Here is a 19,122-nt window from a genome sequence, read left to right on the forward strand (position 1 = left end):
TGTCGCAATCCACACCGAACCCGGAAGGCCCTCACTCGTTCAAGATCCCCAAGCCGTGGGATCCGTCACCAACCTCCATGGACAGAACACCTAGGCTGGTCAGCACCGTGACAACTTTTCAGATGCCATCCGACGAGGCCGGTGCCCGCGCCGTTCAGGACTCCCTGCGCTCCCGCGTGGTGCTCGACGAGCCGGGCCCGCCGCCCGGCACCGGCCGGGTGACAGGTGTCGACGTCGCCTACGACGACGAGCGTGATGTCGTCGTGGCGGCGGCCGTCGTGCTCGACGCGGTCACCCTGGAGGTGGTGGCCGAGTCCACCGCCGTCGGCCGGGTCACCTTCCCCTACGTTCCCGGACTCCTGGCCTTCCGCGAGATCCCCACCGTGCTGGCCGCGCTGGAGTCCCTGCCGGCCGATCCGGGCCTCGTCGTCTGCGACGGATACGGGCAGGCGCACCCGCGCCGCTTCGGGCTCGCCAGCCATCTGGGGGTGCTCACCGGGCTGCCGGTCATCGGTGTCGCGAAGAACCCGTTCACCTTCTCGTACGAACAGCCCGGCCCACGCCGCGGCGACTGCTCGCCGCTGCTCGACGGGGACGAGGAGGTGGGCCGGGCGCTGCGTACCCAGGACGGCACCAAACCGGTCTTCGTCTCCGTCGGCCACCGCACCGGCCTCGACAACGCCTGTGCGCACACGCTGCTGCTCGCCCGGGACTTCCGTCAGCCCGAGACCACCCGCCGGGCGGACGCGCTCTGCCGGCGAGCGCTGCGTGAGGCGACCTCCTGAGGGCGGTGCGGGCGGGGGCGAGGGCGTCTGAGTATCCGTACGGATAGCGTTCGCCGATCATGGTCGGCACTCTGGACACATGAACGTACCTCGCACACCCGCCCGAACCGCACCTCTTCACCCCGCCCAGCGCCGCGCCGCGGTGGGCATGCTGATCGGAGGTGCGGTGGCGTTCGTCTGGGCCGGAGCGATGCTCTACACGCTTGCCTCGTGGATCTTCTAGAGGTGCGTCAGCGCACCGCCGCCACCCGGAAGCCCAGCCCGGCCGCCCGCAGGCGTTCCCCCAGCGCATCGCCCATCGCGACGGCCGTGGTGACCTGCCCCGACACCGTCGGCAGCTCGTCCAGCGCCAGACACAGCGCGGACTCCGCCAGCATCCTGGCCGTCTCGCCGTAGCCCGGGTCGCCGCCCGACACCTCGGTGAACACCCGGCGGCCGCCGCCCTCGCCGACGAACCTGACCGTGAACCAGCTGCGGCTCCTGCGCTCGGCGTCCGGGCCCGAGCCGGGCTCGTACCGGTCCATCAGCCACGCCCGCGCGGCCGGCAGCTGCGCCGCGCCCATCAGGGCGCCCAGCGCCGCCGTGCCGCCCAGCGCCACCGGCAGGTGCTTGACCGACGCGTAGTGCCGGTAGCGGAAGTCGGGGCCGTAGCGGGGCAGCGCGCGGGCCGAGCGCTCCACGATCCGCGCGTCGAGGGTGGGCAGCGGAAGCGCCCAGGTGCCGGTCTCCGTGCTGAAGTGCGGCGCGCCGAGCGGGGCGCGGGCGCGGCGGCCGACGAGGCGCGGCTCGTGCAGCCGGCGCTCCTTCGCGGCGCGCAGCATCTGCGGGCCGCGGCCCATCGCGGTGAGCGCGGAGGCGAACGTACCGCCCGAGAAGGCCGCGTTGCTGCGGACGAAACCGTCGATGCGCAGGGGCACGTCCTCGGGCAGCTGCTGGACCGTGAAGTACACCCCGAGATCGTGCGGTACGGAGTCGAAGCCGCACGCGTGCACGATCCGGGCGCCGGTCTCGCGCGCCCGTGCGTCGTGCTCCAGATACATCCGGTCCGCGAACTCCGGCTCACCGGAGAGGTCCGCGTAGTCCGTCCCGGCCTCGGCGCAGGCGGCGACCAGCCGCTCCCCGTACCAGACGTACGGGCCGACCGTCGTGGCCACCACATGGGCGGACTCGGCCAGCTCGCGCAGCGAAGAGGCGTCGTCCGCGTCGGCGTGCAGCAGGGGGATGTCCGCGCAGCCCGGATCGACGGAGGTGAGGTGATTGCGCAGCTGTTCCAGTTTGGCGCGGTTGCGGCCGGCCAGGGCCCAGCGGCAGCCGTCCGGTGCGTGTGCCGCCAGATGTTCGGCGGTGAGGACTCCCACGAAGCCGGTGGCGCCGAAGAGGACTACGTCATAGGGGCGTTGTGCCCCGTTCTGCCTGTTCACGAGTGCCTCCGCAGGGGCCGGCGCCGATGTAGCAGGCAGAGGCTAGCGGAGGCGGCCGTGGCGGTGTGCGCCCGGGAGGGCTTCGTGGGGGAGGATCGGCGGGAAAAGAACTAAGCGCTTGCTCGCCCAAGGGGTTGTGCGGAGCGCTGTACGTTCTTAGCATCATCGGTGTTACATCGGTTGTGTCATACCGCTGGGGGCTCGATGGCAACAGCAGGGAACGGTGCGCACGGCCCGCGGGGCCCGCTCGCCGGGGTACGGGTGGTCGAGCTGGCGGGCATCGGCCCCGGCCCGTTCGCCGCGATGCTCCTGGCCGATCTGGGCGCCGACGTGGTGCGGGTCGACCGGCCCGGCGGCGCCGGGCTCGGCATCGATCCGGCCCATGACCTCACCAACCGCAACAAACGCTCCGTCCTCGTCGACCTCAAGGCCGAGGACGGCCCGGACACGGTCCTGGAACTGGCCGAGCGCGCCGACATCCTGATCGAGGGCTACCGGCCGGGCGTCGCCGAGCGGCTCGGGGTCGGCCCCGACGCCTGTCTGGCCCGCAACCCGCTCCTTGTCTACGGGCGGATGACCGGCTGGGGCCAGGACGGGCCGCTCGCCGCACGGGCCGGGCACGACATCGCCTACATCGCCCTCACCGGCACCCTCTCTATGATCGGGAAGCCGGGCGAGCCGCCCACCGTCCCGGCCAACCTGCTCGGCGACTACGCGGGCGGCTCGCTCTACCTCGTCGTCGGCGTCCTCGCCGCCCTCCAGCACGCCCGTACCCCCGGCGGCCGCGGCCAGGTCGTGGACGCGGCGATCGTCGACGGCGCCGCCCATCTCGCCATGATGATCCACGGGATGCTGGCGGCCGGCGGCTGGCAGGACCGGCGCGGCTCCAACCTGCTGGACGGCGGCTGCCCGTTCTACGGCTCGTACGGGACCGCCGACGGCGAGTACATGGCGGTCGGCCCCCTGGAGCAGCGGTTCTACGCCGAGTTCACCGAACTCCTCGGCATCGGGGAAACGGCCCCCGACCGGGGCGACATCTCCCGCTGGGACGAACTGCGCGAGGTCGTCGCCGCCCGGTTCCGCACCCGTACCCGCGCCGAATGGACCGAGGTCTTCGACGGGTCGGACGCCTGCGTGGCGCCCGTCCTCTCGCTCCGCGAGGCACCGCACCACCCGCACCTCGCCGCCCGCGCCACCTTCATCGAACACGGCGGACTCACCCAGCCCGCGCCCGCGCCCCGGTTCTCGGCCACGCCGTCCTCGGTGCGCAGCGGCCCGGCGCGGCCGGGCGCGGACACCGACGCCGTCGCCGCCGACTGGGACGTACCGGGCCTGCGGACCTCCCGGAAGGACACCACCGACTGATGCAGCGGCAGATCTTCACCGAAGAGCACGACGCGTTCCGCGAGGCCGTCCGCACCTTCCTGGCCAAGGAGGTGCTCCCGCACTACGAGCAGTGGGAGAAGGACGGCATCGTCTCGCGCGAGGCCTGGCTCGCGGCCGGACGGCAGGGGCTCCTCGGCCTCGCGGTGCCCGAGGAGTACGGGGGCGGCGGCAACACCGACTTCCGCTACAGCGCCGTCCTCGCCGAGGAGTTCACCCGGGCGGGCGCCGCGGGGCTGGCGCTCGGCCTGCACAACGACATCATCGGCCCCTACCTCACCGGTCTCGGCACCGACGAGCAGAAGCGGCGCTGGCTGCCCGGCTTCTGCGGCGGCGAGATCATCACCGCCATCGCGATGACCGAACCCGGTGCCGGCTCCGACCTCCAGGGCATCCGCACCACGGCCCAGGACAAGGGCGACCACTGGGTGCTCAACGGATCCAAGACGTTCATCTCCAACGGCATCCTCGCCGACCTCGTCGTGGTCGTGGCGAAGACCACCCCGGACGGCGGCGCGAAGGGACTCTCCCTCATCGTCGTCGAGCGGGGTACGGAGGGCTTCGAACGCGGCCGCAACCTCGACAAGATCGGCCAGAAGTCACAGGACACCGCCGAGCTGTTCTTCAACGACGTCCGCGTGCCCAAGGGAAACCTCCTCGGTGACCTCGACGGCGCCTTCATCCACCTGATGACCAACCTCGCCCAGGAGCGGATGGGCATAGCCGTCGCCGGCATCGCCGCCGCCGAGTACCTGCTGGAGATCACCACCGCGTACGTCAAGGAGCGCGAGGCCTTCGGGCGGCCGCTCTCCAAGCTTCAGCACATCCGCTTCGAGATCGCGGAGATGGCCACCGAGTGCGCCGTCACCCGTGCCTTCCTCGACCGGTGCATCGTCGACCACTCCGAGGGGACGCTCGACGCCGTGCACGCCTCGATGGCCAAGTGGTGGGCCACCGAACTGCAGAAGCGCGTCGCCGACCGCTGCCTCCAACTGCACGGAGGCTACGGCTACATGACCGAGTACCGGGTGGCCAAGGCGTTCACCGACGGCCGCATCCAGACCATCTACGGCGGTACGACCGAGATCATGAAGGAGATCATCGGCCGCTCCCTGCTCGCCTGACCCCTGCCCGGCCACCACCCCTCGCTTGTGCCACACCTCTCCCTGTGCCACACCCCCTGTTGCGCCACCACCCTCGAAAGGCAGCTGTCTTGAGTACCGAAGCGTTCGTCTACGACGCGATCCGCACCCCGCGCGGCCGCGGCAAGGCCAATGGGGCCCTGCACGGCACCAAGCCGATCGATCTCGTCGTCGGCCTGATCCACGAGATCCGCGACCGGTTCCCGGGCCTGGACCCGGCGGCCATCGACGACATCGTCCTCGGCGTGGTCAGCCCGCTCGGCGACCAGGGCTCCGACATCGCCCGCATCGCCGCCATCGCGGCCGGCCTCCCGGACACCGTCGCGGGCGTCCAGGAGAACCGCTTCTGTGCCTCGGGCCTGGAAGCCGTCAACCTGGCGGCCGCCAAGGTCCGTTCGGGCTGGGAGGACCTCATCCTCGCGGGCGGCGTCGAGTCGATGTCCCGGGTGCCGATGGGTTCCGACGGCGGCGCCTGGGCGATGGACCCGATGACCAACTACGAGACGGGCTTCGCGCCACAGGGCATCGGTGCCGACCTCATCGCGACGATCGAGGGCTTCTCGCGCCGTGACGTCGACGAGTTCGCCGCGCTGTCGCAGGAGCGCGCCGCCGAGGCGTGGAAGGACAACCGCTTCGCGCGCTCCGTCGTCCCCGTCAAGGACCGCAACGGCCTCGTCGTCCTCGACCACGACGAGCACATGCGGCCCGGCACCACGGCCGACTCCCTCGCCGCGCTCAAGCCGTCGTTCGCGGCGATCGGCGAGATGGGCGGCTTCGACGCGGTGGCCCTGCAGAAGTACCACTGGGTGGAGAGGATCGACCACGTCCACCACGCGGGCAACTCCTCCGGCATCGTCGACGGCGCGGCCCTGGTCGCGATCGGCTCGAAGGAGATCGGGGAGCGGTACGGCCTCACGCCGCGCGCCCGGATCGTCTCCGCCGCGGTCTCCGGATCCGAGCCCACCATCATGCTCACCGGCCCCGCGCCCGCCACCCGCAAGGCGCTCGCCAAGGCCGGGCTCACCATCGACGACATCGACCTCGTCGAGATCAACGAGGCCTTCGCCGGCGTCGTCCTGCGCTTCGCCAGGGACATGGGTCTGCCCCTCGACAAGATCAATGTCAACGGCGGCGCCATCGCGCTCGGCCACCCCCTCGGCGCCACCGGCGCGATGATCCTCGGCACGCTCATCGACGAGCTGGAGCGCCGGGACAAGCGCTACGGCCTCGCCACCCTCTGCGTCGGCGGCGGCATGGGCGTCGCCACCGTCATCGAGCGTCTCTGACCGTCCCGGCCACCCCTGCTTACGGAGAAGAAGAGCAATGACCGAGAGCACGACCATCCGCTGGGAACAGGACGGGACCGGCGTCGTCACCCTCGTACTCGACGACCCCGACCAGTCCGCCAACACGATGAACCAGGCCTTCAAGGACTCCATCGCGGCCGTCGCGGACCGCGCCGAGGCCGAGAAGGACTCCATCCGCGGCATCATCTACACCTCCGCCAAGAAGACCTTCTTCGCGGGAGGCGACCTCAAGGACATGATCAAGGTCGGCCCCGAGAACGCCCAGGCCGCCTTCGACACCGGCACCGCGATCAAGCGCTCGCTGCGCCGTATCGAGACCCTCGGCAAGCCCGTCGTCGCCGCCATCAACGGAGCCGCCCTCGGCGGGGGTTACGAGATCGCCCTCGCCTCCCACCACCGCGTCGCCCTCGACGCGCCCGGCTCCCGGATCGGCCTGCCCGAGGTCACCCTCGGCCTGCTGCCCGCGGGCGGCGGCGTCACCCGCACCGTACGCCTCATGGGCATCGCGGACGCGCTGCTGAAGGTGCTGCTCCAGGGCACCCAGTACACCCCGCGGCGCGCCCTGGAGAACGGTCTGGTCCACGAAGTCGCCGCCACCCGTGAGGAGATGCTCGACCGGGCCCGCGCCTTCATCGACGCCAACCCCGAGTCGCAGCAGCCCTGGGACGTCAAGGGCTACCGGATCCCCGGCGGCACGCCGTCGAACCCCAAGTTCGCCGCCAACCTGCCCGCCTTCCCGGCCAACCTGAAGAAGCAGCTCGCCGGGGCCCCCATGCCCGCGCCGCGCAACATCCTGGCCGCCGCGGTCGAGGGCTCGCAGGTCGACTTCGAGACCGCGCTCACCATCGAGGCCCGCTACTTCACCGAGCTGGTCACCGGCCAGGTCTCGAAGAACATGATCCAGGCGTTCTTCTTCGACCTCCAGGCCGTCAACTCCGGCGCCAGCCGCCCCAAGGGCGTCGAGGAGCGCCAGGTCCGCAAGGTCGCCGTACTCGGCGCCGGGATGATGGGCGCGGGCATCGCCTACTCCTGCGCCCGCGCCGGTATCGAGGTCGTCCTCAAGGACGTCTCCGCCGAGGCCGCCGCCAAGGGCAAGGCGTACAGCGAGAAGCTGCTCGACAAGGCGCTGTCCCGGGGACGTACGACCGAGGCGAAGCGCGACGGGCTCCTCGCCCTCATCACCCCGACCGGCGACCCGGCCGACCTGGCCGGCTGCGACGCCGTCATCGAGGCCGTCTTCGAGGACACCGCGCTCAAGCACAAGGTGTTCCAGGAGATCCAGGACGTCATCGAGCCCGACGCCCTGCTCTGCTCCAACACCTCCACCCTGCCCATCACGGCCCTGGCCGAAGGCGTCTCGCGCCCGGCCGACTTCATCGGGCTGCACTTCTTCTCACCCGTCGACAAGATGCCGCTCGTCGAGATCATCAAGGGCGAGAAGACCGGCGACGAGGCCCTGGCCCGCGCCTTCGACCTGGTCCGCCGGATCAAGAAGACGCCGATCGTCGTCAACGACTCGCGCGGCTTCTTCACCTCACGCGTCATCGGCCAGTTCATCAACGAGGGCGTCGCGATGGTCGGCGAGGGCGTCGAGCCCGCCTCCGTGGAGCAGGCCGCCGCCCAGGCCGGGTACCCGGCCAAGGTGCTCTCCCTGATGGACGAGCTGACGCTCACCCTGCCCCGCAAGATCCGCGACGAGACCAGGCGGGCCGTCGAGGCGGCGGGCGGCACCTGGGCCGGCCACCCGTCGGACTCCGTCATCGACCGGATGGTCGACGAGTTCGGACGCCCGGGACGCAGCGGCGGCGCGGGCTTCTACGACTACGACGAGAACGGCAGGCGCACCCGGCTGTGGCCCGGTCTGCGCGAGCACTTCACCCGGCCGCAGACGGACATCTCCTTCACCGACATGCAGGAGCGGATGCTCTTCTCCGAGGCCCTGGACAGCGTCCGCTGCCTGGAGGAGAACGTACTGATCACCGTCGCCGACGCCAACATCGGCTCCATCATGGGCATCGGCTTCCCGCCGTGGACCGGCGGCGTGCTCCAGTACATCAACGGGTACGAGGGCGGCCTGTCCGGCTTCGTGGCCCGCGCCCGGGAACTCGCCGAGCGGTACGGCGACCGCTTCCTGCCGCCCGCGCTGCTCGTCGCGAAGGCGGAGCGGGGCGAGACCTTCCACGACTGACGCGGGGAGCTGCGGGCCGTACTCACTCAGCGGTGAACGCGGCCCGCAGCTCCTCCTTCAGCGACCGCTGGAAGGCGGTCACCAGCGCCTGGAGCACCATCGGCTGCATGTGCGCCGACAGCGACTTCATCGCCCTGACGTGCTCCGGATCCGCCTCCCGCTCCCGGTACGGGCTCCACACCTCGTCCCGGAACAGCTGGGTCAGCTGCTGGGCGGCCGAGCGGGTGTGCTCCAGCAGGACCGTCCGGGCGGCCAGGATCGTCTCGTGCGCGATCGGCACGTCGAGCAGTTCCACACCGAGCCGCAGCAGCCCGGGATCCACCCGGTAGGGGGCCTCGCCCGGATCGGCCCGTTCCAGCACACCCATCGCGGCCAGCCGGTCGAGATCCTGTTCGGTCAGCGCCCGCCCCGCGCGGAGTTCCAGCTCCGCCCGGGTCGCGTCCTGCGCCGAGTCCGGTGCCCAGGCCGCCACCAGCGCCCGGTGGATCGCCAGATCCTGTGCGCTCAGATCGGGCGGCAACTGCTCCAGATAGCGTTCGATCGCGGCGAGCGTCATGCCCTGGTGCTGAAGCTCCTCGATGAGCGCGAGCCGGGAGAGGTGGTCGTGCCCGTAGTGCCCCACCCGGCGCGGCCCGATCACCGGCGGCGGCAGCAGCCCCCGGGTGCTGTAGAAGCGCACCGTGCGCACGGTCACCCCGGCACGCGCCGCCAGCTCGTCGACGGTGAGCGTCGGCTCCTCGGTCCCGGTCGCCATATCTGCTCCTCGTGTCCGACCCCGCGGGTGAACTGCCGGGCGTGTGCGTCAATCAGGTTCAACAGTATTGCTGTCTCACCACTGTTGTGAAAGTGTCCGGCAGCAGCGAAGCGCAGTCCACCCCCAGGTGCGGGCCCGCACGGTCCGGCCGAAGGCGACAGGAGGCGGCCGTGCCCACGACCCTGAGACTCCCCGCGGACCCCGATCAGCTCACCCTCCCCGCACTGCTCCTGCGCAACGCCGAGGACCGACCGCGGACGAACACCCCCTGATCGGCCAGGCCCTCGTCCACGGGGACGGCCGCTCCTGCCTGGTGGCCCTGCTGGTCCTGGACCCGATACGGCACAGGCCTGGGCGGCCGCGCGGGGCATCGACGCGGACGCCTCCGCACTCGCCGGCCACCCGGCCGTCCAGGAGGAGGTCGCCGCGGCCGTACAGGCGGCCAACGCGCGGCTCAACCGCACCCAGCAGATCAAACGCCACCGCCTGCTCGGGGCGGAGTGGGGCCCGGAGACCGGCGAGCTGACCCCCTCGCTGAAACTGCGGCGCAAGGCGATCACGGACAGGTGCGCCGACACCATCGACGCGCTGTACCGGCCGGAGCCCGACGTGGGGAATTGACGCACCGCCGTCCTCGACCCCGCGCGGACAGCAGGCGGACACAGAGAGACGGGCAGCGGCTCTGTGTTCCGGCGCCGCTATGGTGGACCGGAACCGGCGGAGAGCGGGGAGGGCCCATGGCCGCACGGAGTACGGACGAAACACTGCTGGTCCGGGCGCTCGGCGAGACGCCGCCCTCCGACGCGCTGACCGAGCAGATTCTCGACGCCGCTCGTGAGCAGTTCATGACCTTCGGGCTGCGCCGCTCCACCGTCGACGACGTCGCCAAGCGGGCCGGGGTCTCGCGCGTGACGGTGTACCGGCGGATCGGCAACAAGGACGGCCTGGTGTCGGCCTGCCTGCTGCGTGAGTACCGGCGCTTCGTCGTCGAGGTGGACGAGGCGGTCGCCGCGCTGCCCACCACCGAGGACCGGATCGTCGAAGGGTTCGTGGCCGTCCTCGGCCACATCCGCGAACACCCTCTGGTGGGCGGTCTGCTGAGGCTGGAGCCGGAGATCATGCTCCCGTTCCTGACGGTGGAGAGCGGGCCGGCCCTCGTCGCCATGCGCGGTTACGTGGCCGGCCGGCTGCGCGAGGCCCGGCGTGCGGAGGGGAGGCCCGAGGCCGATGCGACACCCGTCGCCGAGCTGATGGTGCGCATCACGGTCTCCTTCCTCCTCAACCCGGTGAGCTGTTTCGAACTCGACGACGACGAGCAGCTGCGGGCGTTCGCCCGCAGCTACCTGGTACCGCTGATCGCCGTCGCCTAGGGTTTTTCGAACACCTCTCGGGTGCGCTGGTCCGCGGACGCGTCCCGCAGCGACCCCGAAGGCGTGGGGTGACGCTCGTCGGGCAGCGGCTCCACGGGGCGGCTGCCCGCCCAGTGCGGGCCGAGATCGTCGAGCCGCCAGCCGAACGGATAGGAACGCGGCTGCGGGCGGGAGGGCAGCCAGCGGGGCCGGGCAGGGAGCAGGCGCACACACCGCGAGCGGGCGCGCAGCGTTCCCGCGGCGGCCGACCGGACCCAGCGGGGCTGCGCCCTGAACCCCAGGGCCCGCAGCAGTGGCTCGTCCAGCAGCGCGAGCGAGAACCGTGCGATCGCCGGACGCAGCGGGCGCGGGTACCAGCTCGCCATGATCCGGAACGTGGCGTTGGCGACCCGCCGGTTCGCCGGGTCGTAGGCGAACATCCGCTCCTCGTAGGAGTCCAGCAGCCGCTCGAACCCCTCGTAGGTGTCCGGCGCGCCCTCGATGTCCATCATCGCGGCCATCTTCCGGCCCACCTCGGTCAGCGCCTCGGTCTCCACCGGGCACAGGGGCCGCCAGCCGAACCGGTCGATCCAGCGCTTCGGCCCGACGACCGTGGTCGCCAGGACGTACAGGAAGTCCTCATTGGGTATCCGGTACTTGCCGTGGATGCGGTTGAGATGGCGGGCCGCCGCACGCCCGCGCTCCGAGTCGAAGCCGTCGGCGGCCATCTCGTACCCGATCAGTACCGTGTCGTCGTAGCGCTTCTGTCCGGACCGTTCGAACTCCTGCGTGCGGTCCAGGAGTACGGAGATGCGGGGTACCCCGTAGTCGCGGAGGAACGCGACGCTCACCCCCTGCCGGTAGTCCCAGGGGAACTCGTACTGCGAGATCAGCCGGAGTATCTCGGCGCAGTCGCGGACGGGATCCATTCGGCGTATCTCACGAAGGCGGCTGTAGCGGCCCATGGTGCGCCCTCCTGTCGGGCGGTGCGTGTGGCGCCTCCGGCCCAACTCCCTTGAACCGGAGGAGATCTGACAGACACTTGGAGCAGAGAGTCAATGTTACAAAGACTATCGACTTGTTGCACGGGTCGCGTCAACAGCGTCGGCGCGGATCGGGTCGTCGCTCACACCGCCGTGGCGGTGCCGTGGCGGTGTGTGGTGGGAGGTGCCCGGCCTCATGCCGGTGCCTGCGTCACGCCGACGCGCGGTGGATGAGCTCCGTGGGCGTGATCACCGAGTCCTGTTCGGTGGCTCCGTCGTTCAGCCGCTCCATCAGTATCCTGACCATCAACCGGCCCATTCCCACCACGTCCTGACGGACCGTGGTCAGTGGCGGGTCGGTGGCCTCGGACACCGACTCCATGTCGTCGAAGCCGACCAGTGCCACGTCCTGCGGTACCCGGCGGCCGTGCTCGCGCAGCACCCGCAGGGCGCCCGAGGCCATCAGGTCGTTGGCGGCGAAGACCGCGTCCAGGTCCGGCCGCCTGTCCAGCAGCCCGGCCATGGCGCGGGCGCCGCCCTCCGCGGTGAAGTCGCCGTCCGCGACCAGCGCGGGATCGGAGTCGGGCAGCACGTCGAAGTAGCCGTCGACGCGGTCGATCGCCGAGGTCTGGTCGCGCGGGCCCGCGATGTGCGCGATGTGCCGGCGGCCGAGCGAGACCAGATGGCGCACGGCCTCTCGGGCGCCGCCGCGGTTGTCGCAGTCGACGTAGGGGACCGCGAGCCCGGAGACGGCGCCCGGCCGTCCGGGGCGTCCGCCGTAGACCGTCGGTACCCGGAACCGGCGGATGACCGCGGACAGTTCGTCGTCCGTGTGCATCGAGAAGGCCAGCACACCGTCCACATGGCCACCGGCCAGATAGCGGGTGACCCGGTCGAAATCCCCGCTGCCCTCCACCAGGAGCAGCACCAACTGTGCGTCGTAGGTGATGAGTTCACGGCTTATGCCGCGGATGTGCTGGGAGAAGAAGGGGTCGGAGAAGATCCGGATCTCGGGTTCGTCGATGATCACGGCGACGGCTCCGTTGCGCCGGGTCACCAGCGTCCGGGCGGCGTGGTTCGGTATGTAGCCGAGCTCGTCGACCGCCTTGCGCACCTGCTCCACGAGCGGCTGCCGTACCCCGGCGCCGCCGTTGACCACCCGGGAGGCCGTTGCCCGGGACACCCCGGCGCGGGCTGCCACGGCTTCCAGTGTGGGGCGTGCGTCGTGAGGGGCATCGGGGGTCGGACGGGGCAAGGGACGCTCCTCGGAGGCGCGGGAGGGGGCCGGAGACGGCCGGGGCCCGGCCGTCCGGCACGAACCTCGCCAGCCTAGGGCCTTTCGCCGAGCGGTGACCGGGGAGCCTGTCGCGCGGGCGCCGGCCACGGTACCTTCCGCCCATGCCGACACGTGCGCGGGGTGCCCGCTCGACGTACAGAGAGCCCGTCCCGGCCCCCGCCGGCGGTCCGCGCGGCACGGGAGGCGTCGGCCGATGACGCGCCGCGCACCGGACGGCCGCGAGCGGCGGGCGGGCCGTCGCCGGGTCCGCGGCCTCGCGCGGGCGGCCCCAGGCCGTGTTTCGGAAGTCCCGTCTGCCCGGCGGTGTCTGGCACGCACGCTCGCCGCGTTGTCGGGATCGCCCCGATACAACCAGTACCGGGGCGACCCTCCGCCTTGCGCTCGCACGCACCGGACGCCGCCGGGCCCGCCGTTCGGGCGGACGGCGCTACTTTCGAAACACGCCCTGGTCGCCGTACTGGCCGGCCTGCTGCTCACAGGGTCCGCACAGGCCGCGCGGACACCGCCGCCCACCGGATTCGAATCCACCGGCGGGGCGCGCTGGACCGGCCCGGCCGAGGAGCGCTCCCTGCTCGCGACCGCAGGCCGGCGCGGCGGCCGGGTCTCCGTGGAGCGGATCGGTACGACGAAGCAAGGGCGCCCGCTCCGGCTCGTCCGGATCGGCAGCCGGCGTCCGGCCGTCCTCACCGTGCTCCTCGTGTGCAGTCAGCACGGCGACGAACCCGCCGCCCGCGAGGCCTGCCTGACGGTGATCCGTGACCTCGGATACGCCAGGGACCGGGCGACCCGGGACTTCCTCTCCCATACCGAGATCCTCGTCATTCCCACCGCCAACCCCGACGGCCGCGCCGCCGGAACACGGGGCAACTCCGACGACGTGGACATCAACCGCGACCACATCGCGCTGCGCACCGCCGAGGGCCGCGCCATCGCGGCAGTCCTCCGGGACCACCGGCCCGATGTGGTCTACGACCTGCACGAGTACAGCGCGACCCCGCCGTACTACGACAAGGACCTGACCGTCCTGTGGCCCCGCAATCCCAACGTCCAGGACCGGGTGCACGACGAATCGGAGCTCCTGGCCGAACACCATGTGCGCCCGGCCGCCGATGACGCCGGACACGACAGCGGGCTCTACGGCATCTGGACCGACCCGGTCACCGGCGGGCCGGTCAAGCAGACCGCGGGCGACGGACAGGAGCGCATCCTGCGCAACGCGGCGGGCGTCAAGCATGCCGTGGCCCTGCTCGTCGAGTCCCGCGTGGACGCGCTCACCGACGCCGAGCGGGCCGACCCCGCACTCAACAACCGTCGCCGGGTGCACGCCCAACTCGCCGCGCTCAAAGGCCTTTTCTCCTACGTCGAGGAGCGGCGCGGCGAGATCGGCGCCGCCACCGCCCGCTCCCGGGCGGCCGGGTTCACCGACCGGGGCCCGGTCCGGTTCGGCGGGGCCGACAACGAGGCGGCGGGACCCGGCGAGATCCTCACGCACCCGCCCTGCGGTTACCGGCTCACGGTGGCCCGGTTCGCCCGGGTCGGGGACGAACTCGCCCTGCACGGCGTCAGCTCCCGGCCCGACGGTGACGGTGTGTACGTATCGCTGGCCCAGCCCGCCCGGCGACTCATCCCGCTCCTTCTGGACGGGGATGCGGCATATCACCTCACAAACGGTCAAGCCGATACCGCTTGTTGATCCCGGGGGATGCGCGCTGCGTGTGGTACTGCCTACGGAGAGCGAAACTTCAGCTTCCGTGAAAGGTGCCATTCGTGTCGCAGGACGATCAGAGAACGGGCGGCAGGGGGGATCTGTCGGTGACGGCGAATCTGCCCGGCGACCCGACCCAGAGCCGGCGCCCCACGACCGACCGGGTGGTGTTCGGCGTCACCGCCGTCCTCACCCTCGCCTTCGTGGTCTGGGGGGCCACCGCCACCGACTCGCTGGAGAACGTCTCCAGCACCCTGCTCAACGGCCTCATGCACAACGGCGGTTGGGCCTTCATGCTGGCCGCCTCCGGATTCGTGGTCTTCGCGCTCTGGCTCGCCGTCAGCCGCTACGGAAAGATCACCCTCGGCCAGGAGGGCGAGGAGCCGGAATTCCGGACCGTGTCCTGGGTCGCCATGATGTTCAGCGCCGGAATGGGCATCGGCCTGATGTTCTACGGAGTGAGTGAGCCCCTGGCGCACTTCGTTCACCCGCCGCCCGGCACTCATCCCGCCGACGCCGCCGACGCGATGCAGACGGCGATGGCCACCACCCTCTTCCACTGGACGCTCCACCCCTGGGCGATCTACGCGGTGGTCGGTCTCGCCATCGCGTACAGCACCTTCCGGCGCCGCAGGCGGCAGACGATCAGCGCCGTCTTCGAGCCGCTCATCGGCGCCCGGCACGCCCACGGCGGCGTCGGCCGGCTGATCGACATCCTCGCCATCTTCGCCACGCTCTTCGGCTCGGCCGCCTCGCTGGGGCTGGGAGCCCTCCAGATCGGCAGCGGTTTCCACGAGCTGAACTGGATGGAGAAGACGAGCACCGGGCTGCTCGTCCTGATCATCGCCGTGCTGACCGTGGCTTTCGTCGCCTCGGCGATCTCCGGTGTGGAGAAGGGCATCCAGTGGCTGTCCAACATCAATATGGTGCTCGCCCTGATCCTCGCCGTCTTCGTGTTCATCGCGGGCCCCACCATCATCGTGCTCGACCTGCTGCCCACCTCGATCGCCGCCTACATCGGTGATCTGCCCCAGCTCGCCGGCCGCACCGAGGCGACCGGCAAGGGAGAGGTCGCCGACTGGCTCAGCAGCTGGACCGTCTTCTACTGGGCCTGGTGGATCTCCTGGACCCCGTTCGTCGGCATGTTCATCGCCAGGATCAGCCGCGGCCGGACGATCCGTCAGTTCATCGGCGGGGTCATCCTGGTCCCCAGCACGGTCAGCCTGGTCTGGTTCGCGATCTTCGGCGGCACCGCCATCAAGCTCCAGGAAGCGGGGAAGCTGAACGGCGCCGAGACCCAGGAGGCCCAGCTCTTCGGCGTCCTCCAGCAGTTCCCCATCCCCACGGTGATGAGTCTGCTGGTGATGATCCTGGTCGGCATCTTCTTCGTGTCGGGCGCGGACGCCGCCTCCGTCGTGATGGGCACCCTGTCCCAGAAGGGCGTCCTCGAACCGGCCAAGTGGGTCGTCGTCTTCTGGGGCGTCACCACCGGCGCGGTGGCGGCGGTCATGCTGCTGATCGGGAACGGCAAGGGCGATGCGCTGGCCGGCCTGCAGAACCTGACCATTCTGGTGGCCGCGCCCTTCACGATCGTCATGATCGGCATGTGTGTGTCCCTGATGCGGGACCTGCGCGAGGACCCGCTCATCGTGCGCCGCGAGTTCGGGGTGGAGGCGGTCGAGTCCGCGGTCATCGAGGGCCACGCGAAGTACGACGGTGACTTCGAGATCCGGATCGGCCCCGGCGGCAGCCAGATCACCACCGAACACGGGGACAGGTCCGGCGGTTCGAGCCCGGCGGCCGACTGAGGGCGCGCCGTACGCCGTATCAGGCTGGGCCCGGGGGCCGCCTGAGGGGAACCCGTACCCGCCTGCCCGGCGCGCGGCGGGTCAGCCCACCAGCCGGGCCGCCGCCTCCGCGCACCCCAGGGCCACCGTCACCCCCGCGCCCCCGTGTCCGTAGTTGTGGACCAGGCGCCCGCCGCCGGGCAGCGGCTCGGCGTCGATGCGGACCCCCGCGTCCCGGGCGGGCCGCAGCCCCACCCGGTGCCCGATGATCCGCGCGCGGGCGATCTCCGGCCGGACCCGGGCACACCGCGCCACGATCTCCTCGGCCGCGCGGGGGTCGGGCACGGTGCTCCAGTCGTCCGTCCCGGCGGTGCCGCCCAGCACCAGCCGGCCCGGCTGCGGGAAGAAGTACGTCGTCGCGCTCGACGCCGGGTCCGCCTCGGTGAACCACTCGTCGATCCCCGGGTTCTCCACCATGACCAGCTGACCGCGGACCGGACGCATCCCGGTGTCCGGAACCAGCTCGCGGGCACCGAGACCGGTGCAGTTGACCACCGTCGCCGCCTCGGCGGCCGCCTCGTCGAACGAGGTGACCGTGCGCCGCTCGACCGAGCCCCCGGCCGCCCTGACCTGCTCCTCCAGCCAGTCCAGATGGACCGGCATGTCGATCAGCGGCAGCCGGCACCGCAGCCCCTCGGCGCTCTCCACCACGTCGTTCAGCTTCCCGGCCCACGCCCCGAGCGCCGCGAGCCGCTCGCCCCGGTGCAGGCCGCTGACCAGCCGTACCCCGGTTTCCTGCGGACGGGCGGCCAGCTCCTCGTACCAGCGCAGCGAAGTCAGCGACCAGTCGCCGACCCGGTCCTGCGGCTCGATCCGGTACGGCCACCACAGGGCGCCCGCCACCGCCGAAGCCGTGGCCGCCGCGGGCTGCCGGGACCAGACCCGCACCCGGTGACCGTGCCCGGCCAGCACCACCGCCGTGGTGAGGCCGCTGACCCCACCGCCCACCACGATCACTTCCGACACTGCCGCACCGCCGCTCGTCTCTGTCGGGACCCGTTCGGGACCGGACACCAGGGCCTCTCGCCCGGCCCGGTCCGGGCCCGGTCCACTCGATCCAGGGGAAGGACCCTAGCGGAGGCACCCGGACAGGGCGACGCCCCGGGGGTGACGGTACGCGTGAGGGCGGGGGCGTGCCGGTCACGCGCCCGGGGCCCGCCGCCGGCAGCCCCGGCCGCCGATTAGGATCGGCATCCTGATGACTGCCACCCTCGTCGCCAAGGACCTCGCCGCCGGACACGGCGACCGCACTCTCTTCGCCGAACTCGACCTCGTGGTCGCTCCCGGTGATGTGATCGGTCTCGTCGGAGTGAACGGCGCCGGAAAATCGTCGCTCCTGCGGCTGCTCGCCGGGCTCGACCAGCCGGAGGAGGGGGAACTGCGGCTCTCCCCGCCCACCGCCACCGTCGGCCATCTGCCGCAGGAACCGGAGCGGCGCCCCGACGAGACCGTACGGGAGTTCCTGGCCCGCCGGACGGGCGTCGCCGAGGCCCAGGCGACGATGGACACCGCCACCCAGGCCCTCGTCGACGGGGCGCCCGGCTCCGACGACGCGTACTCCGAGTCCCTGGAGCGCTGGCTCGCCCTCGGCGGCGCCGACCTGGACGAACGGGCCGAGGAGGTCGCCGCCGACCTCGGCCTGACCGTCGGTCTCGACCTGCCGATGACCACGCTCTCCGGTGGCCAGGCGGCCCGCGTCGGCCTCGCCTCGCTGCTGCTCTCCCGCTACGACATCTTCCTGCTCGACGAACCCACCAACGACCTCGACCTCGACGGCCTGGAGCGGCTGGAGCGGTACGTCTCCGGGCTGCGCGCCGGCACGGTCGTCATCAGCCACGACCGCGAATTCCTGATGCGCACGGTCACCAAGGTCCTCGAACTCGACCTCGCCCAGCAGCAGATCAACCTCTACGGCGGTGGCTACGCGGCCTACCTGGAGGAGCGCGAGCGGGCCCGCAGGCACGCCCGCGAGGAGTTCGAGGAGTTCGCCGACAAGCGCTCCGCGCTCGAGGGCCGCGCCCTGATGCAGCGCTCCTGGATGGACAAGGGCGTCAGGAACGCGCGCCGCAAGGCCGGCGACTCCGACAAGATGGCCCGCAAGTTCCGGAGCGAGTCCAGCGAGAAGCAGGCTGCGAAGGCCCGCCAGACCCAGCGCATGATCGAGCGCCTCGATGTCGTGGACGAGCCGCGCAAGGAGTGGGAGCTGCGGATGGAGATCGCCTCCGCCCCCCGTTCCGGCTCCGTCGTGGCGACCTTGCGCGAGGCACGGGTCGTGCTCGGGGACTTCGTGTTCGGCCCGGTCTCGCTCCAGATCGACTGGGCGGACCGGATCGCCATCACCGGTGCCAACGGTGCCGGGAAGTCGACCCTGCTCGCGGCTCTGCTCGGCCGTCTCCCGCTGGAATCGGGGCACGCGAGCCTGGGCTCGGGGGTGGTGGTCGGTGAGGTGGACCAGGCGCGGAAGCTGTTCCACGGGACGGAATCCCTGCTGGAGGCGTTCTGCGCGGCCGTCCCTGACACGGAGCCGGCCGAGGTCCGCACCCTCCTCGCCAAGTTCGGCCTGCGCGCCGACCATGTGATGCGCCCGGCGACCACGCTCTCCCCGGGCGAACGGACCCGGTCGGCACTCGCCCTGCTCCAGGGCCGCGGCGTCAACCTCCTCGTCCTGGACGAGCCCACGAACCATCTCGACCTGCCGGCGATCGAGCAGCTGGAATCGGCGCTGGACTCGTACACGGGGACACTGCTGCTGGTCACGCACGACCGCCGGATGCTGGAAGCGGTCCGTACGACGCGCCGCGTCGAGGTGGCGGCCGGAAGGCTCACGGAGATCTGACCGACGGCCTCGCGTACATCCCAGCCCCTCCGGCGCCTGAGGAGCGGAGCCCCGGACACGGGAAGGGGCGGGGAGCAGGTCCGCCGCAGGCGAACCCCTCACCGCCCCGCCCCGATTCGGGCCCC

At 71.5% G+C, this 19,122-nt stretch carries 15 protein-coding genes and 1 pseudogene; 11 read left to right on the forward strand and 5 right to left on the reverse strand.

What is annotated here, in order from left to right; all coding sequences use genetic code 11:
- Positions 1 to 122 precede the first annotated feature (122 nt).
- Both AB0I52_RS28555 and AB0I52_RS28560 read left to right on the forward strand, forming a co-directional pair.
- Complete coding sequence (locus AB0I52_RS28555; RefSeq protein ID WP_363077389.1) at positions 123 to 785, forward strand: endonuclease V; 663 nt, start codon at positions 123 to 125, stop codon at positions 783 to 785.
- 79 nt (positions 786 to 864) lie between these two features.
- Positions 865 to 1,008: a hypothetical protein gene (locus AB0I52_RS28560; RefSeq protein WP_363077391.1), complete on the forward strand. Its 144-nt coding sequence runs from the start codon at positions 865 to 867 to the stop codon at positions 1,006 to 1,008.
- A gap of 7 nt (positions 1,009 to 1,015) precedes the next feature.
- On the opposite strand, the gene AB0I52_RS28565 is transcribed toward AB0I52_RS28560, so the two are convergent.
- On the reverse strand, positions 1,016 to 2,206 hold the full coding sequence (locus AB0I52_RS28565; RefSeq protein ID WP_363077393.1) for a saccharopine dehydrogenase NADP-binding domain-containing protein: 1,191 nt from the start codon (positions 2,204 to 2,206) through the stop codon (positions 1,016 to 1,018).
- Positions 2,207 to 2,410: 204 nt separating this feature from the next.
- Between AB0I52_RS28565 and AB0I52_RS28570 the strand changes: the two genes are divergently transcribed.
- The 4 genes from AB0I52_RS28570 to AB0I52_RS28585 all read left to right on the forward strand — a co-directional run bounded on the left by AB0I52_RS28570 (position 2,411) and on the right by AB0I52_RS28585 (position 8,226).
- On the forward strand, positions 2,411 to 3,571 hold the full coding sequence (locus tag AB0I52_RS28570; protein ID WP_363077395.1) for a CaiB/BaiF CoA-transferase family protein: 1,161 nt from the start codon (positions 2,411 to 2,413) through the stop codon (positions 3,569 to 3,571).
- The gene (locus AB0I52_RS28575; protein WP_363077397.1) at positions 3,571 to 4,713 is read left to right on the forward strand and encodes an acyl-CoA dehydrogenase family protein; all 1,143 of its coding nucleotides are present in this window, start codon (positions 3,571 to 3,573) and stop codon (positions 4,711 to 4,713) included. Before AB0I52_RS28570 ends, AB0I52_RS28575 begins: the two co-directional genes overlap by 1 nt.
- 89 nt (positions 4,714 to 4,802) lie before the next feature.
- On the forward strand, positions 4,803 to 6,017 hold the full coding sequence (locus tag AB0I52_RS28580) for an acetyl-CoA C-acetyltransferase (protein WP_363077399.1): 1,215 nt from the start codon (positions 4,803 to 4,805) through the stop codon (positions 6,015 to 6,017).
- Between the two features lie 37 nt (positions 6,018 to 6,054).
- Entirely contained in the window at positions 6,055 to 8,226 is a 2,172-nt protein-coding gene (locus tag AB0I52_RS28585) for a 3-hydroxyacyl-CoA dehydrogenase NAD-binding domain-containing protein (RefSeq protein WP_363077401.1), read from the forward strand.
- Between the two features lie 22 nt (positions 8,227 to 8,248).
- Here AB0I52_RS28585 and AB0I52_RS28590 read toward each other — a convergent pair whose 3' ends face one another.
- Positions 8,249 to 8,980: a MerR family transcriptional regulator gene (locus AB0I52_RS28590; RefSeq protein ID WP_363077403.1), complete on the reverse strand. Its 732-nt coding sequence runs from the start codon at positions 8,978 to 8,980 to the stop codon at positions 8,249 to 8,251.
- A gap of 259 nt (positions 8,981 to 9,239) precedes the next feature.
- Here AB0I52_RS28590 and AB0I52_RS28595 point away from each other — a divergent pair.
- Together AB0I52_RS28595 and AB0I52_RS28600 are read left to right on the forward strand one after the other, a co-directional pair.
- Positions 9,240 to 9,601 (forward strand): annotated as a pseudogene (locus AB0I52_RS28595) (long-chain fatty acid--CoA ligase); the annotation flags it as partial.
- Positions 9,602 to 9,717: 116 nt separating this feature from the next.
- Positions 9,718 to 10,350: a TetR/AcrR family transcriptional regulator gene (locus tag AB0I52_RS28600; RefSeq protein ID WP_363077405.1), complete on the forward strand. Its 633-nt coding sequence runs from the start codon at positions 9,718 to 9,720 to the stop codon at positions 10,348 to 10,350.
- Here the strand turns inward: AB0I52_RS28600 and AB0I52_RS28605 are convergent.
- Positions 10,347 to 11,294, reverse strand: coding sequence for an oxygenase MpaB family protein (locus tag AB0I52_RS28605; protein ID WP_363077407.1), 948 nt, complete (start codon positions 11,292 to 11,294; stop codon positions 10,347 to 10,349). The two genes, AB0I52_RS28600 and AB0I52_RS28605, sit on opposite strands and share 4 nt — an antisense overlap.
- 229 nt (positions 11,295 to 11,523) lie before the next feature.
- On the reverse strand, positions 11,524 to 12,567 hold the full coding sequence (locus AB0I52_RS28610; protein WP_363077409.1) for a LacI family DNA-binding transcriptional regulator: 1,044 nt from the start codon (positions 12,565 to 12,567) through the stop codon (positions 11,524 to 11,526).
- A gap of 370 nt (positions 12,568 to 12,937) precedes the next feature.
- On the opposite strand from AB0I52_RS28610, the gene AB0I52_RS28615 reads away from it, so the two are divergent.
- Both AB0I52_RS28615 and AB0I52_RS28620 read left to right on the forward strand, forming a co-directional pair.
- Positions 12,938 to 14,302 (forward strand): M14 family metallocarboxypeptidase, encoded by a 1,365-nt coding sequence (locus tag AB0I52_RS28615; protein WP_363077411.1) that lies wholly within the window; start codon positions 12,938 to 12,940, stop codon positions 14,300 to 14,302.
- Between the two features lie 74 nt (positions 14,303 to 14,376).
- Positions 14,377 to 16,122: a BCCT family transporter gene (locus AB0I52_RS28620; protein ID WP_363077413.1), complete on the forward strand. Its 1,746-nt coding sequence runs from the start codon at positions 14,377 to 14,379 to the stop codon at positions 16,120 to 16,122.
- Between the two features lie 81 nt (positions 16,123 to 16,203).
- Here the strand turns inward: AB0I52_RS28620 and AB0I52_RS28625 are convergent, their stop codons facing one another.
- Complete coding sequence (locus AB0I52_RS28625) at positions 16,204 to 17,127, reverse strand: FAD-dependent oxidoreductase (protein ID WP_363077415.1); 924 nt, start codon at positions 17,125 to 17,127, stop codon at positions 16,204 to 16,206.
- A gap of 232 nt (positions 17,128 to 17,359) precedes the next feature.
- Here AB0I52_RS28625 and AB0I52_RS28630 point away from each other — a divergent pair, with 232 nt between their 5' ends.
- Complete coding sequence (locus tag AB0I52_RS28630) at positions 17,360 to 18,997, forward strand: ABC-F family ATP-binding cassette domain-containing protein (RefSeq protein WP_363077417.1); 1,638 nt, start codon at positions 17,360 to 17,362, stop codon at positions 18,995 to 18,997.
- Positions 18,998 to 19,122: the final 125 nt, after the last annotated feature.

It is taken from the genome of Streptomyces sp. NPDC050423, from assembly GCF_040655445.1.
GTDB lineage: Bacteria > Actinomycetota > Actinomycetes > Streptomycetales > Streptomycetaceae > Streptomyces.

What these genes read in the sequence shown, in the direction of transcription:
- AB0I52_RS28555 (WP_363077389.1), top strand. Translation starts at nt 123, where the DNA reads ATGCCATCCGACGAGGCCGGTGCCCGCGCCGTTCAGGACTCCCTGCGC.
- AB0I52_RS28560 (WP_363077391.1), top strand. Translation starts at nt 865, where the DNA reads ATGAACGTACCTCGCACACCCGCCCGAACCGCACCTCTTCACCCCGCC.
- AB0I52_RS28590 (WP_363077403.1), bottom strand. Translation starts at nt 8,980, where the DNA reads ATGGCGACCGGGACCGAGGAGCCGACGCTCACCGTCGACGAGCTGGCG.
- AB0I52_RS28585 (WP_363077401.1), top strand. Translation starts at nt 6,055, where the DNA reads ATGACCGAGAGCACGACCATCCGCTGGGAACAGGACGGGACCGGCGTC.
- AB0I52_RS28605 (WP_363077407.1), bottom strand. Translation starts at nt 11,294, where the DNA reads ATGGGCCGCTACAGCCGCCTTCGTGAGATACGCCGAATGGATCCCGTC.
- AB0I52_RS28575 (WP_363077397.1), top strand. Translation starts at nt 3,571, where the DNA reads ATGCAGCGGCAGATCTTCACCGAAGAGCACGACGCGTTCCGCGAGGCC.
- AB0I52_RS28630 (WP_363077417.1), top strand. Translation starts at nt 17,360, where the DNA reads ATGACTGCCACCCTCGTCGCCAAGGACCTCGCCGCCGGACACGGCGAC.
- AB0I52_RS28570 (WP_363077395.1), top strand. Translation starts at nt 2,411, where the DNA reads ATGGCAACAGCAGGGAACGGTGCGCACGGCCCGCGGGGCCCGCTCGCC.
- AB0I52_RS28600 (WP_363077405.1), top strand. Translation starts at nt 9,718, where the DNA reads ATGGCCGCACGGAGTACGGACGAAACACTGCTGGTCCGGGCGCTCGGC.